Source organism: Pseudomonas sp. SED1 (assembly GCF_034044025.1).
Taxonomy (GTDB): domain Bacteria; phylum Pseudomonadota; class Gammaproteobacteria; order Pseudomonadales; family Pseudomonadaceae; genus Aquipseudomonas.
The window spans coordinates 1-18,253 of sequence record NZ_JAXCIS010000121.1; the positions used below are offsets into that span (position 1 = coordinate 1).

Sequence of the window (18,253 nt, forward strand, 5' to 3'; positions counted from 1 at the left end):
GCATCTGTGTTGACTGACACACCGTATTCGCGAGCAAGCCCGCTCCCACAGTTGATTTGTGGCGTTTCTGAAATCTTCACGCCTGCCACCACCGCTCGATCAGCCGCAACCCATCCAGTTCCCCATACGGCGCCGTCAGCGGTCCATGGCTGACACGGTTCGAGCGTGCTGCCACAGAGCTGGCGAACAACGGCACAATCGCCCCGCCGTCGTCCCGGCACAGGCTCTGCATTTCGTTGTACATCTCCTGGCGCACGGGCGCGTTCATCTCGCCCCGCGCCGCGTTGAGCAACTGGTTGAAGCGCGGGTTATCCCAATGGGTTTCGTTCCACGCCGCGCCCTTGGCGTAGCCGATGCTGAACATGCGGTCGGCGGTCAGGCTGCTGTACCAGAACGAGGTGGTGAATGGCTGTTTCATCCAGATGTTGGAGAAGTACCCATCCGCCGGCTCGCGCACCACGTCGATATCAATCCCGGCCTGGCGTGCCTGTTCCTTGAACAGCACCGAGGCGTCCACTGCACCGGTGTAGGCGGCATCGGAAGCTTGCAGGCGCACCTTGAGCGACTCGACACCGGCCTTGCGCAGGTAGAAGCGCGACTTGTCCGGATCGTAGGTACGCTGCTCCAGCGCCGCGTTGATAAAGCGGCTGCCGGGCTGGATCGGATGGTCGTTGCCCACCAGGCCATAGCCATGCAGCACCGAGGCCAGCAGGGTTTCGCGGTTGATTGCATGCTTCATCGCCATGCGAATGTCGTTGTTCTTGAACTCGTTGCTGTCGCATAACATCGGGAAGGTGTAGTGCTGGGCGCCCTTGGTTTCTTCGATGACCAGCGTGGGATTGCGCTTGAGCAAGGCCACGGTTTTCAGGTCGACCTTGTTGATCACATCCACTTGCCCGGTGACCAGCGCGTTGACTCGCGCCGCGCCGTCGGCAATCGCCAACAGCTCGGCGCTGGCGAAGTGCGCCCGGCCCGGCTTCCAGTAATCCGGGTTGCGCTCCAGGTCCATGCGTACGCCGGGCTCGAAACTTTTCAGGCGATAACCGCTGGTGCCGATCCCGGCCTGCCAGTCGGCGGCGCCGTCCTTGGCGGGCATGATCACCAGGTGGTAATCGGCGACCACATAGGCGAAATCGGCATTGCCCGAGTGCAGTTCGAACACTACCGCGTCATTGCCCTTGGCGCTGACGCTGGCCACATCACCGAGCACCGTCTTGGCCGCCGAGGTGGATTTAGCGTCCAGGTGGTGGTTGATCGAGGCCACCACGTCTTCAGCGGTAAGGCTTTTGCCGTTATGGAAGGTCACGCCTTGACGCAGTTTGAAAGTCCAGATGCGCGCGTCGGGCGTCGACTCAAAACTCTCGGCCAGTTCGGGGATGGCGCTGCCGTCCACCGCGATTTCCGTGAGGGTGTTGTACACCGCCGAAAAGCCGACGAAGGTGAAGGTGTCGACCCAGGAGCCAGGGTCGCGGGAGTCGGTGGTGCTGCCGCCGGCCAGCCCCATGCGCAGCACGCCGCCCGGCTTGGGCGTGGCCTCTTCGGCAAAGGCCTGCAGCGGCAGGCCCATGGAAAAAGCGGCGGCCACGGCACCGGCTACAGCGCTGTGTTTGAGGAAATCCCGTCGGTGCATCGCTTGAGTCATTTTGTTGTTGTTTTCGCTCATGGTGTTGCTCCTCTAAAGGTTCACACAGGCATGCTTCAACTCGATCAAGGTCACGCCGTTGCGCTTGAAACCATTACGCAAATCCGTCTGCAGCTCATCCAGGTTCTGTGGCTCGCTGACCGTGCAGCCGAACGCCCGCGCCAGCGCGGCGAAGTCCGGGTTGCGCGGCAGTACGCCGATGGGTTCGATGTCCAGGTTCAGCATGTCGTCGCGAATTTGCCCGAGGGCGTCGTTGTTCCACAGCAATACCACCAGCGGGCTGTCCAGCTCTTCCACCGCCGTGGCCAGTTCCTGGGCGGTGTAGAGAAAGCCGCCGTCGCCCACCAGCACCAGGCCAGGCCGTTCAGGCGCGCCGAACTTGGCGCCGATACCGGCCGGCAGGCCATAGCCCAAGGTGCCGTAGCCGGTGGGATGCAGCCAACTGCGGGTGGCGTTGCTGGGGAACGCGTAGTTACCGGTGTAGGCCAGTTGGGTCATGTCACTGCTGATGAAGGCATTGGTGGGCAACTCGGCGACGACGCGGTCGAGAATCGCCTGGTGAATCCGTTGCAACGGGCCATGGCCGCTGCTGACTGCCTGGCGTAACGTCGCGACCGCAACAGTGGCGGCATCCGCGTTGCGCGGCGTGGCTGGCAGGCGTTCCAGCAAAGCCAGCGTCGTTTGCCGGGCATCACCGTGCAACGCGATGGCGCAAGGATAGAAATCGTTGAACTTACGCGGGTCAATATCCACTCGCAGCAGCTCGCCGTTAATCGGCAGGCGCTCACGCCAAAAATCCGTATCGGCCATTTCGGTGCCGATGGCCAACACCACGTCCGCCTCAGCGATCAGCTGCCAGCCGGGTTCGACGCACAAGGTCGAACCGGCATTCAGCGGATGCGCCACTGGCAACAAGCCCTTGCCGGCAACACTGCTGAAAAACGGCGCCGCCAGTTGTGTGCTCAAGCGCTGCAAGGCCTCGGCCGCCAACAGTGCGCCGCCACCGGCAATGATCATCGGCCGCTTGGCCGCAACCAGTTTCGCCACGGCCTGATCGAGGCTTTCAGCCGATGGCAGACCTCGCCCGGGACGGCGCACCACGTCATTGCTCCAGTCGCGCTTGATCGGCGCCGACAGCACATCCAGCGGCACCGAAATATGCACCGGCCGTGGCCGCTCACTGTCGAATACCGCGTAGGCCCGCGCGATCAACTCCGGCAAATCCTCGGCACTCAAGGCCACCGTCGAAAACGCGGTGATGGGCGCGGTCATCGCGCGCTGGTCCTGGGTTTCATGCAGGCAGCCCCAGCCCTTACCGAGGCTGGCGGTGTGGTTGACGCTGGAAATCACCAGCAGCGGAATCGAGTCGGCATACGCCTGGCCGATCGCCGTGGCGGCGTTGGTCACCCCCGGCCCGGTGATAATGAAACACACGCCTGGCTTGCCGCTGACCCGCGCATAACCGTCGGCCATAAAGCCGGCGCCCTGCTCATGGCGCGTCAACACATGTCGGATGCCACTGCCGGGCAAGCCGCGATACAGCTCCAGCGTGTGCACGCCGGGAATACCGAACACCGTATCGACGCCATAGTTGGCCAGCAATCGCACCAGGGCCTGGCCGCCCGTCAAGGTTTTGCTTTGCATCGTCATCTCCTTCACGCCTGGGCGAGACGGATCAATGCATCGACCGCCGTGGCGCCTCGGGCATTGACCAGCAATGGGTTTACATCGAGTTCCAGCAACTGCCCGGCGTTGGCGCAGGCGTAGTCGGCCACCGCACGAATCGCCGCCACCAGCGCCTCCATGTCAGCCACTTCCCGCCCGCGAAAACCTTGCAGCAATGCCGCGCTGCGCAGGCTGAGCAAGGCATTGCGAATCGCGTCGTCGGTGGTCGGCAGCAGCAGGCTGCGACTGTCCTTGAGCAACTCCACGAGGATTCCACCGGCGCCAATCACCAGCGCCAGGCCGAAATCGTTTTCGCGCTTGATGCCCACAATCAACTCGGCCAACGGCGGCGTGGCCATGGATTCCAACAGCAGGTGATCGAACGGTACATCCGGCGCATAGGCAGCAATCTGCTCACGCATATGGGCCAGGGCCGCAGTCAAGGCGAAGCCGTCCTGCAGGTTGAGTGCCACGGCGCCCGCTTCGGTTTTATGCGGGAGGTCGGCACTGACGGCCTTGAGTACCAGTGGGTAGCCCAGCACTTTGGCATCGGCGATGGCCCGCGCTGGCGTACTCAAGACGCCGGCCGGCGTGGTCAGGCCGAAAGCACGCAAAGCCTGCTTGGAATCCCACTCGTTAAGCGACTGTCCGAGTGCTTCCAGCGCTTGCGGGCACAGCGGCACCAGTACCGATTCACCACGGGCCAGCAGCGCCCGGCGATTGTTTTGGTAGTCGGCAATCCGGCCCCAGGCCGCCAGCGCATCTTCCACGCCTTGCAACGCGGCAACACCTTGAGCATGCAGACGCTCGCGAGCGTGAGCCGGCAACAATTCGGGGAATGCCGAGGTCACAAACCCGGACTTGCCATGGCGAGTCAGCGCACTGCAAAACAGCTCCAGCAGCAGGTCGCATTCCTTGCGCTCACCGGTAAATTCCGCCGGGTAGTCGAGCACCAGCATCGCCGCATCCGCGTCGGTGCGCAGTGCCGTATCGAGCATGATATTGAGGGCTTCGCTGTTGCCCCAGATGGCCGTGGTGAAATCCAGCGGATTGACCAGGTTGGCGTAGCTCGGCAGTACCTGCGCCAGTTCCGATCGCTGGCCTTCATCGAGTTTGGGCAGGCTTAAATCGTTGCGCTCGGCGTAGTCGGCAATCAACCCGGCATCGCCACCGGAACAGGCCAGGGCAATCAGGCTGTTGCCCGCCGGCAAGTTACCGCAGGCCGCGGCTTTCAGGGTCTCGACAAAACTCACCGGGCCGCTGACCCGGATCACGCCCAGGCGCGCAAACAGGCTGTCGTACAACACGTCTGAACCCGACAACGAACTGGTATGACTCAAGGCCAACTCGGCGCCGATCTGCGACACGCCGGTTTTCAGGGCGATGATCGGAATGCCTTTTTCCAGCGCCTTATGGGCCGCACGGGCGAACCCCGGCACATTCTTCAAGCCTTCCAGGTGCAAGCCGATGGCCGTGACGCGCGGCTCGTCGAGCAGCACATCCATCAGTTCAGCAACGCCCAATTGCGCCTGGTTGCCCACCGACGCCATATAGGCCACCTGCAGCGAACGGTCGCTCATGGACAGGTTGTAGGCGAAGTTGCCGCTCTGGGTCAGCACCGCAACGCCCTTCTCTACCGGCTTGCCGCCATGGGCCACCGGCCACAACGCCGAGCTGTGCAGGTAATCCAGCAGGCCATAGCAATTGGGGCCGAGTAGCGCCATCTCGCCAGCCGCCTTAAGCAGTTGTTGCTGCAAGGCCAGGCCCTCGGCGCCGGTTTCGGCAAACCCGGAGGCGTAGCAGATGGCGCCACCGGTGCCGATGGCCGCCAGTTCGGCAACGCAGGTCACGGTCAGCTCGCGGTTGGTGGCGATAAACACTGCGTCCGGGCCGCATGGCAAATCAGCTACGCGGCGTACGCAGGGAATACCGTCGAGGCTGTCATGCTGCGGGTTGACCAGCCACATCTGGCCGGTAAAACCACCCTCGGCACAGCGTTTGAGGGCGCGGGCCATGCTGCGCCCGCCGACGAATGCCAGGTGACGGGGCGCCAGCAGGCGCTTGAGATTGTCGCGAATAGCCTGGGACATAAGCGTTCTCCGACCCGATCAGCGCAACAGCGGCCGCAACAGCTCGCGGGCAATAATATGGCGCTGGATTTCCGAAGTGCCTTCCCAGATCCGTTCGATCCGCGCGTTGCGCCAGATGCGCTCCACCGGCCCTTCGTCCATCAAGCCCATGCCGCCGTAAATCTGCACGGCCTCGTCAGCGACCTTGCCCAGCACCTCGCTCGCAAACAGCTTGGCCATGCCGGCCTCGCCGTCGGTCATGGTGCCCTGGTCCATTTTCCAGGCGGTGTTCAGGGTCAGCAGTTCGGCCGCGCGAATTTGCGTGGCCATGTCGGCGAGCTTGAACGAGATGCCTTGATAGGTGCCGATGGGCTGGCCGAACTGTTTGCGGTCTGCGGCCCATTGCAGCGACACATCCAGCGCTCGCTGGGCCTGGCCGACGCAGTTGGCGGCCACCATCACGCGGCCTGCGGTCAGCCAGGCGTTGGCGACCTCCCAGCCTTTGCCGACTTCGCCGAGGACTTTTGAGGCCGGCACGCGGCAGTCGTCGAAGAACATTTCATAGGTGTGGTAGCCGCGGTTGCTGACGCACTTGGGGCCCCGGCGAATGGTCATGCCCGGCGTGCCACGGTCCACCAGGAACGAGGTCACGGCGTTGCGCTGGCGGCCGTTGTGTTCGTAGGTGTCGGTGACGGCAAACACGATGGCGAAATCCGCCTGGCCGGCATGGCTGATGAAATGCTTGCTGCCGTTGAGCACAAAGTCATCGCCGCTGCGCACGGCGCGGGTCTTGATCGCATTGGCGTCGGAACCGGCGCCCGGTTCGGTCAAGGCAAAACAGTCGATCTTCTTGCCCTGCACGCACGGCAACAGGTACTCGCCAATCTGCGCGCCAGTGCAGGCCATGAGAATTTTCGACGGCCGGGCGACAAACACATGCAGCGCCCAGGAGACTTTCGACAACTCGCGCTCGATCAACGCCTGGGACAGGTAATCCAGGCCGCCACCGCCGACCTCTTCCGGCATGTTGAAGGCATAGAACCCGGCGGCAATCGCCTTGTCCCGGATCTGCGCGGCGAGCTCTGGCGAGACTTCATCGGCGCGGTCCACCGCCTCCTCGTGGGGCAACAATTCCTTGGCAACAAAACTGCGTACCGCGTCCACCAACATGTCTTGTTCTTGGCTGGGCTGGAAATTCATGGCGCTACCTGTCGATCGTTCGAGGGGTGTTTTGAGGAGGAATCAGTTGCCGGAGAAATTCGGGGGACGCTTTTCCATCGAGGCGCGCAGGGCTTCAGCACCGTCGGCGCTGCGGCCGCACAGCAAGCCGGCGGCGAGTTCGGCCTGGAGCTGCTCGGGCAGGCTGCGCCCGGCGCCTTCACGGATCAGGGTTTTGGTCTGGGCAAAGGCGAAGGTCGGGCCGTTGGCCAGGCGCGTGGCCAGCTCAGTGACATGAGCATGTAGTTGCTCATCGGCGACCACTTCGCCCACCAGGCCGGCGGCCAAGGCGCGGTCGGCACTCCACAATTCGTCGAGGAATAGCAGGCGCTTGGCCTGTTCGCTGCCGATCAGGCGCGGCAGATGCCAGCTGGCACCGGCGTCCGGCGAGTAGGCCATGCTGGTGTAGCCAGCCTTGAAACGTGCCGATTGCGCGGCTACACGCAGGTCACAGCACAGCGTCAGGTCCATGCCGGCGCCGACCGCAGTGCCATTGATGGCAGCGAGGGTAGGTTTGTCGAGGGTGTGCAGGCGGGTCATCAAGGCGTGGGCGGTTTCGGTCCAGCCGTAGGTTTCGAGGGCGCCACGGGCTTCGGCGTCGGCCCATTCGGCGAGGTCTGCACCGGCGCAGAAGCTGCGACCAGTGCCGGTCAACACCACCACGCGCACAGCCGGGTCGCTGTTGAAACCGTCCAGCAATGCATGCAGGTGCTTGAGGGTCGGGATGTCCAGGGCGTTGCGCTGGGCGCCGCGATTGAGGGTGATCCAGGCAACGCCTGCTTGCACTTGAGTGAGCACGGACGGATCTGTAGTCATGGAATCCTCGAATTATTTTAATTGGCTTGAGGGGTGCGACATGGGGCGATACTAAACGAGTGTTCAGTAAGGAGGCAATCGGGTAACTGCAAATATTTTTCGAGGGGGAATGCCGACCTGGACGTGGCGTCCAGGCAGCGAGAAATCGTCAGTTCAGGGTTTGATCTGGAAGCGCTTGCGGCCGCCAGACTGCAAGCCGTCGACCCAGGCTTCGCAGATCTGGATGCCCTGCTCCGGGGTGAACGTGCCGGGGTTGAGCCCCGATTCCAGCCACAAACCGTCGAGCAAGGCGCTCAAGGCGATGGCTGCCAGGTCGGCGTCAAAGCGCTCCCATTCTTCTTCAGCGGCCATGTCTGCCAAGGCTGAACGCATGATGGTGCGGTACTCGCCATAGGAATGCTCGTGAGCCTGGTTGATCGCCGGCGCAGTCTTGACCGCGCCCCAGAACGCCAGCCACGCATCCAGCAGTTGCGGGTCCAGCAACTCGGGGGAAAACGAGCCGCGAAAGAACGCCGACAGCCGCTCACGCGGGCTGGGCGGCGCCTTGGCCATGGCATCGCGCAGCAAGTCCATGACCTGCCCGGTGATCGACCGATAAGCCTCGGCCACCAGTTCATCCTTGCCCGAGTAGTGATGACTGATCAGCCCCACCGACACCCCGGCCTCGGCACTGATCTTGCGAATCGAGGCCCCCTGGAAACCGTGGCGCTTGAGGCACACCAGCGTCGCCTGGACCAGATTGGCCTTGCGCAACTCCGGTTCCATACGGGAGAAACGAGATTCCTGGGTCATGAGGCGGTGTCCTTGGGTAAAGTCGGCTGGACGACTCTACCTCACTCCCGGAAACCCGGCGACACCCGATCCAGCAACCGCAGCAATGCCGCCCACGCCAGTTGCATGGCGTCCAGGTCTGCCAGTTCGCCCTCTTCCAATGACCGGCCAGGCTCATTGAACTGCCGCTCGGTGTATTCACACACGTCTGCAGGCGGCAGGATCAGCTTGCCGCACGCCTGCGCGGCAAGCTGGATATCACAGGCCTTCTCCAGGTAGTACATGCGCAGGAAGGCCTGGCTGACCGTCTCCCCCACCGTCAACAAACCATGGTTACGCAACATCAGCACCGGCTTGTCGCCGAGGTCGCGAACCAGTCGTTGTTGCTCGTCCATGTCCAGCGCCACGCCTTCGTAGTCGTGGTAGGCGACCTTGCCGTAGAACTCCATGGAAATCTGGTTCACCGGCAACAGCCCGCACTCCAGCGCCGCCACCGCACACCCGGCGCGGGTGTGAGTGTGCAGCACGCACTGAGCGTCTTCGCGGGCGCCGTGAATCGCGCTGTGAATCACGAACCCCGCCGGGTTGACCCCATGGGCCGACGCCTCGACCGCACGTCCGTCCAGGCCGATCTTCACCAGGCTGGACGCGGTGATCTCCTCGAACATCAGCCCATAGGGGTTGATCAAAAAGTGGTGTTCAGGCCCGGGAATGCGCACCGAGATATGGGTGAAGATCAGGTCGCTCATGCGAAAGTGCGCGATCAGCCGGTAGCAGGCGGCAAGCTCTTCACGCAGCTGTCGTTCGGTGGCCCCAGTCATTTTTTATTCTCCAGGCGGGTGGGTGATGTGGCTGACGCTAATCCAGTCGCCAGTAAAAAAACAAGTTGATTTTTTACTGGGGCTGACCTCCTATAGAAAAATAATAACAACAGCGCCTGGAGTATCCGCACCATGTCGCCCCATGCCTTTCCGCATCTTTTTGAACCGTTGACGCTGCGCGGCAAACGCCTGAAAAACCGCATCATGTCCAGTGGGCACGACACCTCGATGCCCACCGACAACCGGGTCAACGAGCAGTTGATCGCCTACCACCGGGCACGCGCCGAGGGCGGTGTGGGGCTGATTGTGTTGCAGGTCGCCGGGGTGCATGACAGCGCCCGCTACACCTCCCATGTGCTGATGGCCACCGATGACAGCTGCATCGACGGCTACCGCCAACTGGCCGAAACCTGTCATGCCCACGGCACCCTGGTGCTGTCGCAGATTTTCCATCCGGGGCGGGAAATCATGGAGTCGGCCGATGGCTTGCTGACGGTGGCTTACTCGGCTTCCGGGGTACCCAACGAGCGGTTCCGGGTGATGCCGCGCGCCCTTGACCAGGCAATGATCGACGAGATCATCGCGGGCTACGGCGCAGCGGCGAGGCGTCTGTACCAGGCCGGGATTGACGGTGTGGAGGTGGTCGCCAGCCATGGTTATCTGCCGGCGCAATTTCTCAACCCGCGGGTGAATCGCCGTACCGACGGCTACAACGGTGAGCTGGAACAACGCCTGCGTTTTCTGCGGGAGATCATCGCCTCTGTGCGTGCCGAAACCGACGAGCATTTCATCATCGGTTTGCGCATCTCTGCGGATGAGCGCGACCCCGAAGGCCTGACAGAAGATGACTCCCTGGCCGCCGTGCAACAGCTGCAATCACAGCTGGATTATGTGCACATCGTCGCCGGCACCTCGGCCTCCCTCGGCGGCGCAATCCATATCGTGCCGCCCATGGCCATTGCCCCCGCGTACCTGGCGGCAGAAGCGGCGACGTTCAAGGCCGGCCTGTCGATTCCGCTGTTCGTCACCGGGCGCATCAACCAGCCTCAGGAAGCCGAGTTGATGCTGCAGCGCGGCCAGGCCGACGTGTGCGGCATGACCCGCGCGCTGATCTGCGACCCGCGAATGCCGGCCAAAACCTCAAGCGGCCATGCCGAGGATATACGGGCGTGCATCGCCTGCAATCAGGCCTGCATCGGACACTTCCACAAAGGCTTGCCGATCTCCTGCATCCAGCACCCCGAGACCGGCCGCGAATTGCAGTTTGGCCAGTTGCAACCGGCACTGCGACGCAAGCGGATTATGGTCGCCGGCGGCGGCCCGGCAGGAATGAAAGCCGCGGCCGTGGCGGCGCAACGCGGGCATGAGGTGACCTTGTATGAAGCCAGCGCCCAATTGGGCGGCCAGGTGCTCCTCGCACAGTTGCTGCCACGACGCAGCGAGTTCGGCGGCGCCAGTACCAACCTGCAGCGCGAGATGGAACTGGCCGGGGTTCGCGTAGTGCGCAACACCCGCGTCGACCGCGCATTGGTGGAACGCGAACAACCTGACCTGGTGATCATCGCCACCGGCGCCGAGCCCTATTGGCCGGCCTTCGAACGCGGCGGCGAGCTACAGGTGGTGGACGCCTGGCAAGTACTGCGCGACGAGGTGCCGCTGGGCCGTTCGGTGGTCGTGGTGGATTGGCGTTGCGACTGGATCGGCCCGGGCATTGCCGAGCGCCTCACCCGCGCCGGCCATCAGGTGCAACTGGCGGTGAACGGCACCCATTGCGGGGAAAACCTGCCGTTATACGTGCGTGATCAACTGGCCGGCGAACTGCACCGGCTGGGCATTCCGATCATCCCTTACGCCCGTTTGTACGGCTGCGACGACACCACCGTCTACCTGCAACACACCGCCAGCGGCGAGCCGATGTTGCTGGAAAATATCGACACCCTGGTGTTGTGCCAGGGCCACCAGCCGGTGGACACTCTGGGCGCGGAACTGGAAGGCCTGGTGGCGTTCAGACGCATCGGCGATTGCCTGGCGCCGCGTACCGCTGAAGAGGCGATTTATGAAGGATTGAAGGTAGCGTGGGACATTTGAACAACCAACCGCCACAGCTGTTTCTCGGCACCCGCATCCGCGGCTTGCGCAAGGCCCGGGGCATGACGCTTACCGAATTGGCGCAGATAAGCGAATTGACGGCCGGCTATATCAGCCAACTGGAACGCAACCTCGCCTACCCGTCGATCCCGGCCCTGTTCAATATCGCCCGCAGCCTGGGGGTGACGATCCAGTGGTTTTTTGCCAGCGAGACCACGCCGGCAGCGGAGGATGAAGGTTTTGTGGTGCGCAAGAACAATCGCCAGAGCATTCATTATGAAGACGGGATCGTCGACCAGTTGCTGACGCCCCTGCCCAATCATCAGCTGGAAATGCTGCATTCGCGTTTTCCGCCGGGCACCTACAGCCAGCAGAGCTATAGCCATGAGGGTGAAGAAGCGGGTTATGTGTTGAGTGGAACGTTTGAGTTGTGGGTGGGCGAGCGGCATTTTCAGCTGGCTGAAGGCGACAGTTTCAGCTTCCCCAGCAGTGAGCCTCATCGGTACGGCAACCCCGGGAAGGTGGATGCGGTGGTGATTTGGGTGATTACGCCGCCGACGTTTTAGACCGTTGGAGCAACTGAGGACGTTTCCTACGATACGCGGGGAGTTCTGGATGGGGGCCATCAGTAGTCGGTAAAAACGGCTCTTGCTATAAAACCGACTACTTTTTTTCGAGGGTGCCGGTCATGTTTGAGTCGTTTGCGTGGTTCAAGAAACCCACTGAGGAAGATCTGGAAAATATCAGGGCTATCAAGCGGTACAAAACCATGAGGATAGTGGGTGAGTGGGGAATTTCTGTCGACCCGGCGGAAATCGCCAACTCACCCGAGTTCAAGGAACACAAGCGCAAGATACGTGAACTGATATTCAAATAACCCATGGGGCTACTACTGATACTGCCGTTACTGGTGAGTGGCTATTTGGTGTGTTTGAAACACCCCGGCCATTACTGCCGCCTCCACCGCTTTGAGGGCCAGTTACTCTATCTACAGGTCGCAAGATTAGGCTGGACCTGCCTCGTACTGTCGTTCGTACTGACCACCTTGATTCTTTGCCTGTCCAAACAGCCGCTGCAACTGGCTGGCCAGACAATCCCCATTGATTACAGTGCTTATCTGGGCAAGCTGCTGATAGAGCTGGATATTGCCACCGAGAGAAATCATGGCCTCTGGGTATTTTTGCTCCAGGTCGGCCTGACAGCCATGATCATTCCCTACTGCTGGGCGCGATTATTTGTGCGTTGGCGTCGACGACGACTGCAACTTGCTTCAGAGGAGGAACTGAACCAGCAATTGATGCTCGAGCTTCTAAGGGGGCGCCCCCTCAGGACCCTGCTCAGGGAATCCATTGCGCGCGGCTCTCAATGCATGTTCACGCTGAACGATCGGAATGTTTATGTGGGCGTCGTTTCATCCATCTGCGAGCCGAATGAGTCCGAAGGTATAGATCACGCCTTCAGTCTGATTCCGACCTGCAGCGGCTATCGCGACAAGGACACCCTGGAAATCATCCTCGATACTGAATACCCGGATGCGTCAGACGCCATTTCCATCATGCTGCTCCAGGAAGCGGTGGTATCAGCCACCCGCTTTGACCCTGCGACGTGGATGTCTTTCCAATCCCGCACACGGGCAAAACCCCAGCCTACCCGGAGCTATCGTCGTCCGTCGGCACGCAAGAAAAAGACGCCAGGCGCCTGCGCCTGAGGTCCGCCTGCCGAACAGTAAACCTTCCAGCCATATCCCACATCTACCCGTCGGTTTCAGTGCACACAAAAACGCAACACTGAACTGCACCGATTGTGATGGCCGCGTCACACTGGGGTTTATATAGTCGTCCCTACTGCAACCCGCCATGAGCCAGCCGGCCCATCACAAGGAAGCGTTCGATGACTGACCTGCACACCCTTACGGCTGCCGAACTGCTGGCGCAATTTGCCAGCCGGCAACTCGCGCCCATCGACTACTACGACCAGCTCCTGGCCCATATCGACCGTTGGGAGCCGCAGATCAACGCGCTCTATGCCTTCGACCCGCAACAGGTGCGCCAGCAGGCCCAGGCCTCCACCGAACGCTGGAACAAGGGCCAACCCAACGGTGCCCTCGACGGTGTACCGGTGACCCTCAAGGAATTGATCGCCACCGAGGGCGTGCCCATTCCCCTCGGCAGCGCCGCCACCCGCCTGACCCCTGCCCTCAAGGACGCACCGCCCGCAGCCCGTATGCGTGAAGCAGGGGCGATTATCCTGGCCAAGACCACCAACCCGGATTTCGGCATGCTGTCTTCCGGACTGTCGAGCTTCCACGGCATCACCCGCAACCCGTGGAATACCGCCAACAACACCGGCGGTTCCAGCTCCGGTGCCGCCGCTGCGGCCGCCGCCGGTTATGGCCCGCTGCACGTGGGCACCGACATCGGCGGCTCGGTGCGCCTGCCCGCCGCCTGGTGCGGCCTGGTGGGATTCAAGCCGACCCTGGGACGCATCCCCATCGACCCGTATTACACCGGCCGCGCCGCCGGGCCCATGACCCGCAGCGTCGATGACTGCGTACTGTTGATGCAACACCTGGCCCGGCCCGATGCCCGCGACGCCACCAGCCTGCCGCCACTCACCACCCAATGGAGCAACCAGCCGTTGTCGGTCAAGGGCCTGCGCGTCGGCCTGATGCTCGAACCCGGCGTGGGCATGCAGCCTGAAGGCTTCGTGTGTGAAGCAGTGGAGCAAGCCGCGCGGCTGTTCGAAGCCCACGGCGCCAAGGTCACGCTGATCCCGCCGATCATGGACCGCGCACAACTCGACGGCCTCGACCATTTCTGGCGCGCCCGCCAGTGGGGTGACTTGTCCGCGCTGAGCAGCGAGCAGTTCGACAAGGTCTTGCCGTATATCCGCGACTGGGCCGCGCCGGGCGCCGAGGTCAGCGGCGTACAGGCCGTTAAAGGCTTCAACCAGACCTTCGAAATGCGCCGCCGCGCCGCGCAGGTGTTCACCGAACTCGACCTGGTGCTGTCCCCCACCAACCAGGTCAACGCCTTCCCTGCCGAGTGGCCGTCACCCAGCAACGACCCACAACTGCCGTTCGAACACATTGTGTTCACGGTGCCCTGGAACATGGGCGAACAACCGGCGCTGTCGATCAACTGCGGTTTCGCTGCCGATGGCATGCCTATCGGCTTGCAGATGATCGCCCCGCGTTTCGCCGATCAATGGCTGCTGCAAATCGCTAAAACCTACGAGAGCTGGCGTGGCGCAATCCACCACTGGCCGAATCCTTCCTGACTTTGACGCTGTAAGAACTGCCCACCCACACGCCAGCTCCGGGCCTACTCGGCCAGGAGCTCGGACGACCTATAACTAAAATCGAGGGGCTGGTATGCACACCGAGCAATTGACACGATCCGATCCTGATCACGCACCCGAAACACCGTCCCCGGACGCCGGCAAAAAGAGCATCTTCGCCGTGGTCCTGGGTAACGCCGTGGAGTTTTTCGACTTTGGTGTGTACGCAACCTTTGCGGTGATGATCGGCCACACGTTTTTTCCGTCCGACAGCGCCTTCGTCAGCTTGATGCTGTCGGTTACCGCGTTCGGTATCGGCTTTATCGTCCGGCCGCTGGGCGCGGTGCTGATCGGCGCCTATGCCGACCGCGTCGGGCGCAAACCGGCGATGCTGTTGACCCTGGTGATGATGGCCGTGGGCACCGGCAGCATCGCGATATTGCCCGGCTACGAGACCATCGGCATCGCGGCGCCGATCCTGCTGGTAGTCACCCGCATGATCCAGGGCCTGGCCTGGGGCGGTGAAGCCGGCCCCGCCACCACCTACATCCTCGAAGCGGCACCGCCCCACAAACGCGGGACGTACGCCTGCTGGCAAGTGGTTGCCCAGGGCGTCGCAGCCATGGTGGCCGGGCTGGTGGGTTTTACCCTGACCAAAGTCATGTCCCCCGAAGACCTCAACAGCTGGGGCTGGCGCGTACCGTTTGTGTTCGGCCTGCTGGTATTGCCGATCGGCATTTACATCCGTCGCAACCTCGCCGAAACCTTCCACGGCCACGGCGAGCAGACCAGCACCGGCGACCTGGTGCGGGAAGTCTGCGGCAAGCACCGACGGGCGCTGGTGCTGGGGCTGCTGATCCTTTCCGGCAGCACCATCACCCAGTACTTCCTCAACTACATGACCACCTTCGCCCTCACCGAGCTGAAGCTGCCCACCAGCATCTCCATGCTCTCGACCCTGGTGGCGGGCGCCGCCATGGCCGTGTGTGCGGTGGCCGGCGGAATGCTCTGCGACCGCTTCGGGCGCCGGGTGATCCTGATGACACCGCGGGTGGTGTTGCTGTTGATCCTGTTCCCGGCCCTGCAACTGATGACCGAGCACCCCAGCCCGGCGACCTTCCTGCTGACCCTCGCGGTACTTTCGGGCCTGCACGGCATGAGCGGCGCAGCGTTGATCGTGTTGCTGGTGGAAAGCTTTCCGAAATCCGTGCGCTCCACCGGTTTCTCCATCGTCTACGCCTTCGGTGTGGCGGCGTTTGGCGGCACCGCGCAGATCATCATTACCTGGCTGATCGGCACCACCGGCGATCCAATGTCGCCGGTCTGGTACCTGCTGATCGCCAACCTGGTGTGCCTCACCGCCGCCTGGTTCGCCAAGGAAACCCGCCCGTCGCTGCCCGGCAGCCCGGCCCGCGAAACCCGGCTCACAGAAGCCCCGGTTCGCTGAATACCTTTTCCCACTGTCCCGCGTCTTTTCGCCACCGACCGGCAGCGCCCAAGGGCCTGCCGGGACGGTCGCCTTACGTCTGATTTGTATGGGGATTTACCATGTATCCACGTCTTTTGCTGGCCATCACCCTGGCTTCCAGCACCCAGGCTTTCGCCCAAGAGAACGCTCAAGCCAACGCACCGGGCTTCCTTGAAGGCAGCACCCTGGACCTGAACCTGCGGCACTACTATTCCAACCAGCACACCAAACGCACCACCCACTTGAGCATCAAGAAACCCGGCGGCATCGAGCCCACCCGCGTGCGTGAAACCTGGGTGCAGACCAGCATGCTCAAGTACAGCTCCGGCTACACCCAGGGCCTGATCGGCGTGGGTGTGGACGCGGGGATCTTCAGTGCGGTCAACCTGGAGCGTGGCCACGGCAAGGTGGCCAATGGTGGCGACCGAGTACTGGTGGACGGCGACGGCGATGCGATTCCCACCTGGAGCCGCCTGGGCGTGGGCGACGTGCGTTTGCGCCTGTCCAGCACCGAGATCAAGGCGGGCCGGCTGATGACCGACAACCCGATCCTGCGCTACAAAGACAACCGCGCCCTGCCCTCCAGCTTCCAGGGCGTGGGCCTGTTCAGCAATGAGTTCGACTGGCTGTCGGTGCAGGGCGGCAGCTTCGAGCGGGCGATCCCGCGCACCGGCACTGGCGCCGAAAAGCTCACCACCACCTTCGGCAACCGCGCCTACAGCGGCGCGCGCATCAGCTACCTGGGGGCCACGGTCAAGCCGGGTTACGGGCTGGAAGCCAGCGTCTACGCCTCGCGCTTCGAAGACATGTGGGACCAGACCTATGTCGGCCTGACCCACCGCATCGGCGACAAAAGCGACATCGCCCTGAAGACCGCCTTCAACTACTACCACACCAGCGATTCGGGGGACAAAAACCTCGGCTACATCGACAACAACGCCGCCAGCCTGGCCTTCACCGCCACGCACCTGGCCCACAGCCTGACCCTGGCCTGGCAGCAGGTCTTCGGCAATGAATACTTCGACTACGTGTGGGAATCCACCGGCAACTACATGGCCAACTCGCTGTACTCGGACTACAACGGCCCCAACGAAAAATCCTGGCAACTGCGCTACGACCTGGACTTCGCCGCCTACGGCGTGCCCGGCCTCACCGCCAGCCTGTGGCACGCCAAGGGTTGGGACATTGACGGCACCCATTACGACGGCGACCGCAACGGCCACAACACCGGCTACAACGTGCGCAGCCTGGATGGTGCCAAGCACAACGAAAACGGCTTGATGGTGGCCTACGTGATCCAGTCCGGCACCCTCAAAAACACTGTACTGCGCAGCATCGTCTACAACCACCGCGCCAGCGGCGGGCAGATCGACGGCAGCTACGACGAGTTCCGCCTCGTCGCCAACATGCCGATCAATATCTTCTAAGCCTCAGTTCAGCGAACAACGCTGCATCGCCCCCGCCAGCATCTCCTGGCACTTGAGCACCGCCACCGAACGGGGGCGGTTGCGATAGACGCACAAGTCGATGCGGATGCGGCCGAGGTCTTCATCGGCGATCGGCACGGCGACCAGGCCGTCGCCCAAGTCCCGCACGTCTGCCTCTACCTGGGGCAAAATCAGCACCGCTGCCCGTTGCCGGGCCAGGCTTTTCTGCACTTCCAGGGAGCTGGTGGTGAACACCGGTTCGAGGGTGACTCCACGTTTTTTTGCGGCCACTTCCAGGGCCTGGCGCACGCCGTAGGCCGAGTCGGGAATCGCCAGGGGTTGGCCTTGCAGTTCGCTCAATTCGATGCTTTCGCGCTGGGCGAAGGGGTGTTCGGCGCTGACCAGCACCCGGTGCCATAACTGGCAGTGGGCGGTGACTTCGACGTCGGCGCGCTCTTGCAGGTAGAAGGCCAGGCCCAGGTCTGCCTCGCCGCTGCACAGGGCGTCGAGGGTCGCCGATGCGCTGGCGATCACGATGTTGAAGGTGACCTTGGGGTGGGCGCGGTAGAAGGTGGCGAGTACCGGGGCGAGTACGGTGGAAACGATACTTTCTGACACATGGATGCTGATGTTACCGGCTACCTGGCTTTGGCGGCTGGCGATGACTTCGCGCACCTGGTCGAGGCCGCGCAGGGTTGATGTGACTTGTTCGGCCAGGCATTCGCCCTCGGCGGTGAGGCGGATGCCGCGGGGGCCGCGTTCAATCAGGGCGGCGCCGAAGAAGTGTTCAAGGTGTTCGATCTGGCGGCTGACGGCGGTTGGGGTGACGTAAAGACGTTCGGCGGCCTTACGCAGGGAGGCGCAGCGGGCGACCTCATGGAAATATCGCAAGGCGCGTAGTTGCATGGGGGGCTCCTTTTTTTGGGGGGTTGGGGTTGGGGGGGACGCAATTACTGCGCCATTCATGTGTACATATCCGTTTCTTCGGT

General features: G+C 62.7%; 15 protein-coding genes. 7 read left to right on the forward strand and 8 right to left on the reverse strand.

Annotated elements, in window-relative coordinates:
- Positions 1-76: 76 nt before the first annotated feature.
- From SNL23_RS15480 to SNL23_RS15510, 7 genes are all read right to left on the reverse strand, one after another.
- A complete protein-coding gene (locus SNL23_RS15480; protein ID WP_318302664.1) occupies positions 77-1,663 on the reverse strand; it encodes an ABC transporter substrate-binding protein in 1,587 nt (528 codons plus the stop codon).
- Positions 1,664-1,675: 12 nt separating this feature from the next.
- Positions 1,676-3,286 (reverse strand): 5-guanidino-2-oxopentanoate decarboxylase, encoded by a 1,611-nt coding sequence (locus SNL23_RS15485; protein WP_318302665.1) that lies wholly within the window; start codon positions 3,284-3,286, stop codon positions 1,676-1,678.
- An 11-nt stretch (positions 3,287-3,297) separates the two neighbouring features.
- A complete protein-coding gene (locus SNL23_RS15490) occupies positions 3,298-5,397 on the reverse strand; it encodes an acetate--CoA ligase family protein (protein ID WP_318302667.1) in 2,100 nt (699 codons plus the stop codon).
- 18 nt (positions 5,398-5,415) lie between these two features.
- The gene (locus SNL23_RS15495) at positions 5,416-6,576 is read right to left on the reverse strand and encodes an acyl-CoA dehydrogenase family protein (RefSeq protein WP_076016424.1); all 1,161 of its coding nucleotides are present in this window, start codon (positions 6,574-6,576) and stop codon (positions 5,416-5,418) included.
- A gap of 42 nt (positions 6,577-6,618) precedes the next feature.
- The gene (locus SNL23_RS15500; RefSeq protein WP_076016425.1) at positions 6,619-7,410 is read right to left on the reverse strand and encodes an enoyl-CoA hydratase/isomerase family protein; all 792 of its coding nucleotides are present in this window, start codon (positions 7,408-7,410) and stop codon (positions 6,619-6,621) included.
- 153 nt (positions 7,411-7,563) lie between these two features.
- Positions 7,564-8,202, reverse strand: a complete 639-nt coding sequence (locus tag SNL23_RS15505) for a TetR family transcriptional regulator C-terminal domain-containing protein (RefSeq protein ID WP_318302671.1) — start codon at positions 8,200-8,202, stop codon at positions 7,564-7,566.
- Between the two features lie 41 nt (positions 8,203-8,243).
- Positions 8,244-9,002, reverse strand: coding sequence for a class II aldolase/adducin family protein (locus tag SNL23_RS15510; RefSeq protein WP_076016427.1), 759 nt, complete (start codon positions 9,000-9,002; stop codon positions 8,244-8,246).
- Positions 9,003-9,134: 132 nt separating this feature from the next.
- Between SNL23_RS15510 and SNL23_RS15515 the strand changes: the two genes are divergently transcribed.
- The 7 genes from SNL23_RS15515 (at position 9,135) to SNL23_RS15545 (ending at position 17,264) form a co-directional block, all read left to right on the forward strand.
- The gene (locus SNL23_RS15515; RefSeq protein ID WP_076016428.1) at positions 9,135-11,090 is read left to right on the forward strand and encodes an oxidoreductase; all 1,956 of its coding nucleotides are present in this window, start codon (positions 9,135-9,137) and stop codon (positions 11,088-11,090) included.
- Positions 11,087-11,656 carry a helix-turn-helix domain-containing protein gene (locus SNL23_RS15520; protein ID WP_412104219.1) on the forward strand — a complete coding sequence of 190 codons (570 nt, stop codon included), beginning with the start codon at positions 11,087-11,089 and terminating at the stop codon, positions 11,654-11,656. Before SNL23_RS15515 ends, SNL23_RS15520 begins: the two co-directional genes overlap by 4 nt.
- Positions 11,657-11,778: 122 nt before the next feature.
- Positions 11,779-11,967, forward strand: a complete 189-nt coding sequence (locus tag SNL23_RS15525; RefSeq protein ID WP_003208968.1) for a hypothetical protein — start codon at positions 11,779-11,781, stop codon at positions 11,965-11,967.
- Positions 11,968-11,970: 3 nt separating this feature from the next.
- Positions 11,971-12,798, forward strand: coding sequence for a hypothetical protein (locus SNL23_RS15530; protein WP_318302673.1), 828 nt, complete (start codon positions 11,971-11,973; stop codon positions 12,796-12,798).
- A 182-nt stretch (positions 12,799-12,980) separates the two neighbouring features.
- Complete coding sequence (locus tag SNL23_RS15535) at positions 12,981-14,369, forward strand: amidase (RefSeq protein WP_167665585.1); 1,389 nt, start codon at positions 12,981-12,983, stop codon at positions 14,367-14,369.
- A gap of 94 nt (positions 14,370-14,463) precedes the next feature.
- A complete protein-coding gene (locus SNL23_RS15540) occupies positions 14,464-15,816 on the forward strand; it encodes a citrate-proton symporter (RefSeq protein ID WP_076016432.1) in 1,353 nt (450 codons plus the stop codon).
- Positions 15,817-15,917: 101 nt separating this feature from the next.
- Positions 15,918-17,264, forward strand: a complete 1,347-nt coding sequence (locus SNL23_RS15545; protein ID WP_318302675.1) for an OprD family outer membrane porin — start codon at positions 15,918-15,920, stop codon at positions 17,262-17,264.
- Positions 17,265-17,267: 3 nt separating this feature from the next.
- Here the strand turns inward: SNL23_RS15545 and SNL23_RS15550 are convergent, their stop codons facing one another.
- Entirely contained in the window at positions 17,268-18,170 is a 903-nt protein-coding gene (locus SNL23_RS15550) for a LysR family transcriptional regulator (protein WP_063028932.1), read from the reverse strand.
- Positions 18,171-18,253: the final 83 nt, after the last annotated feature.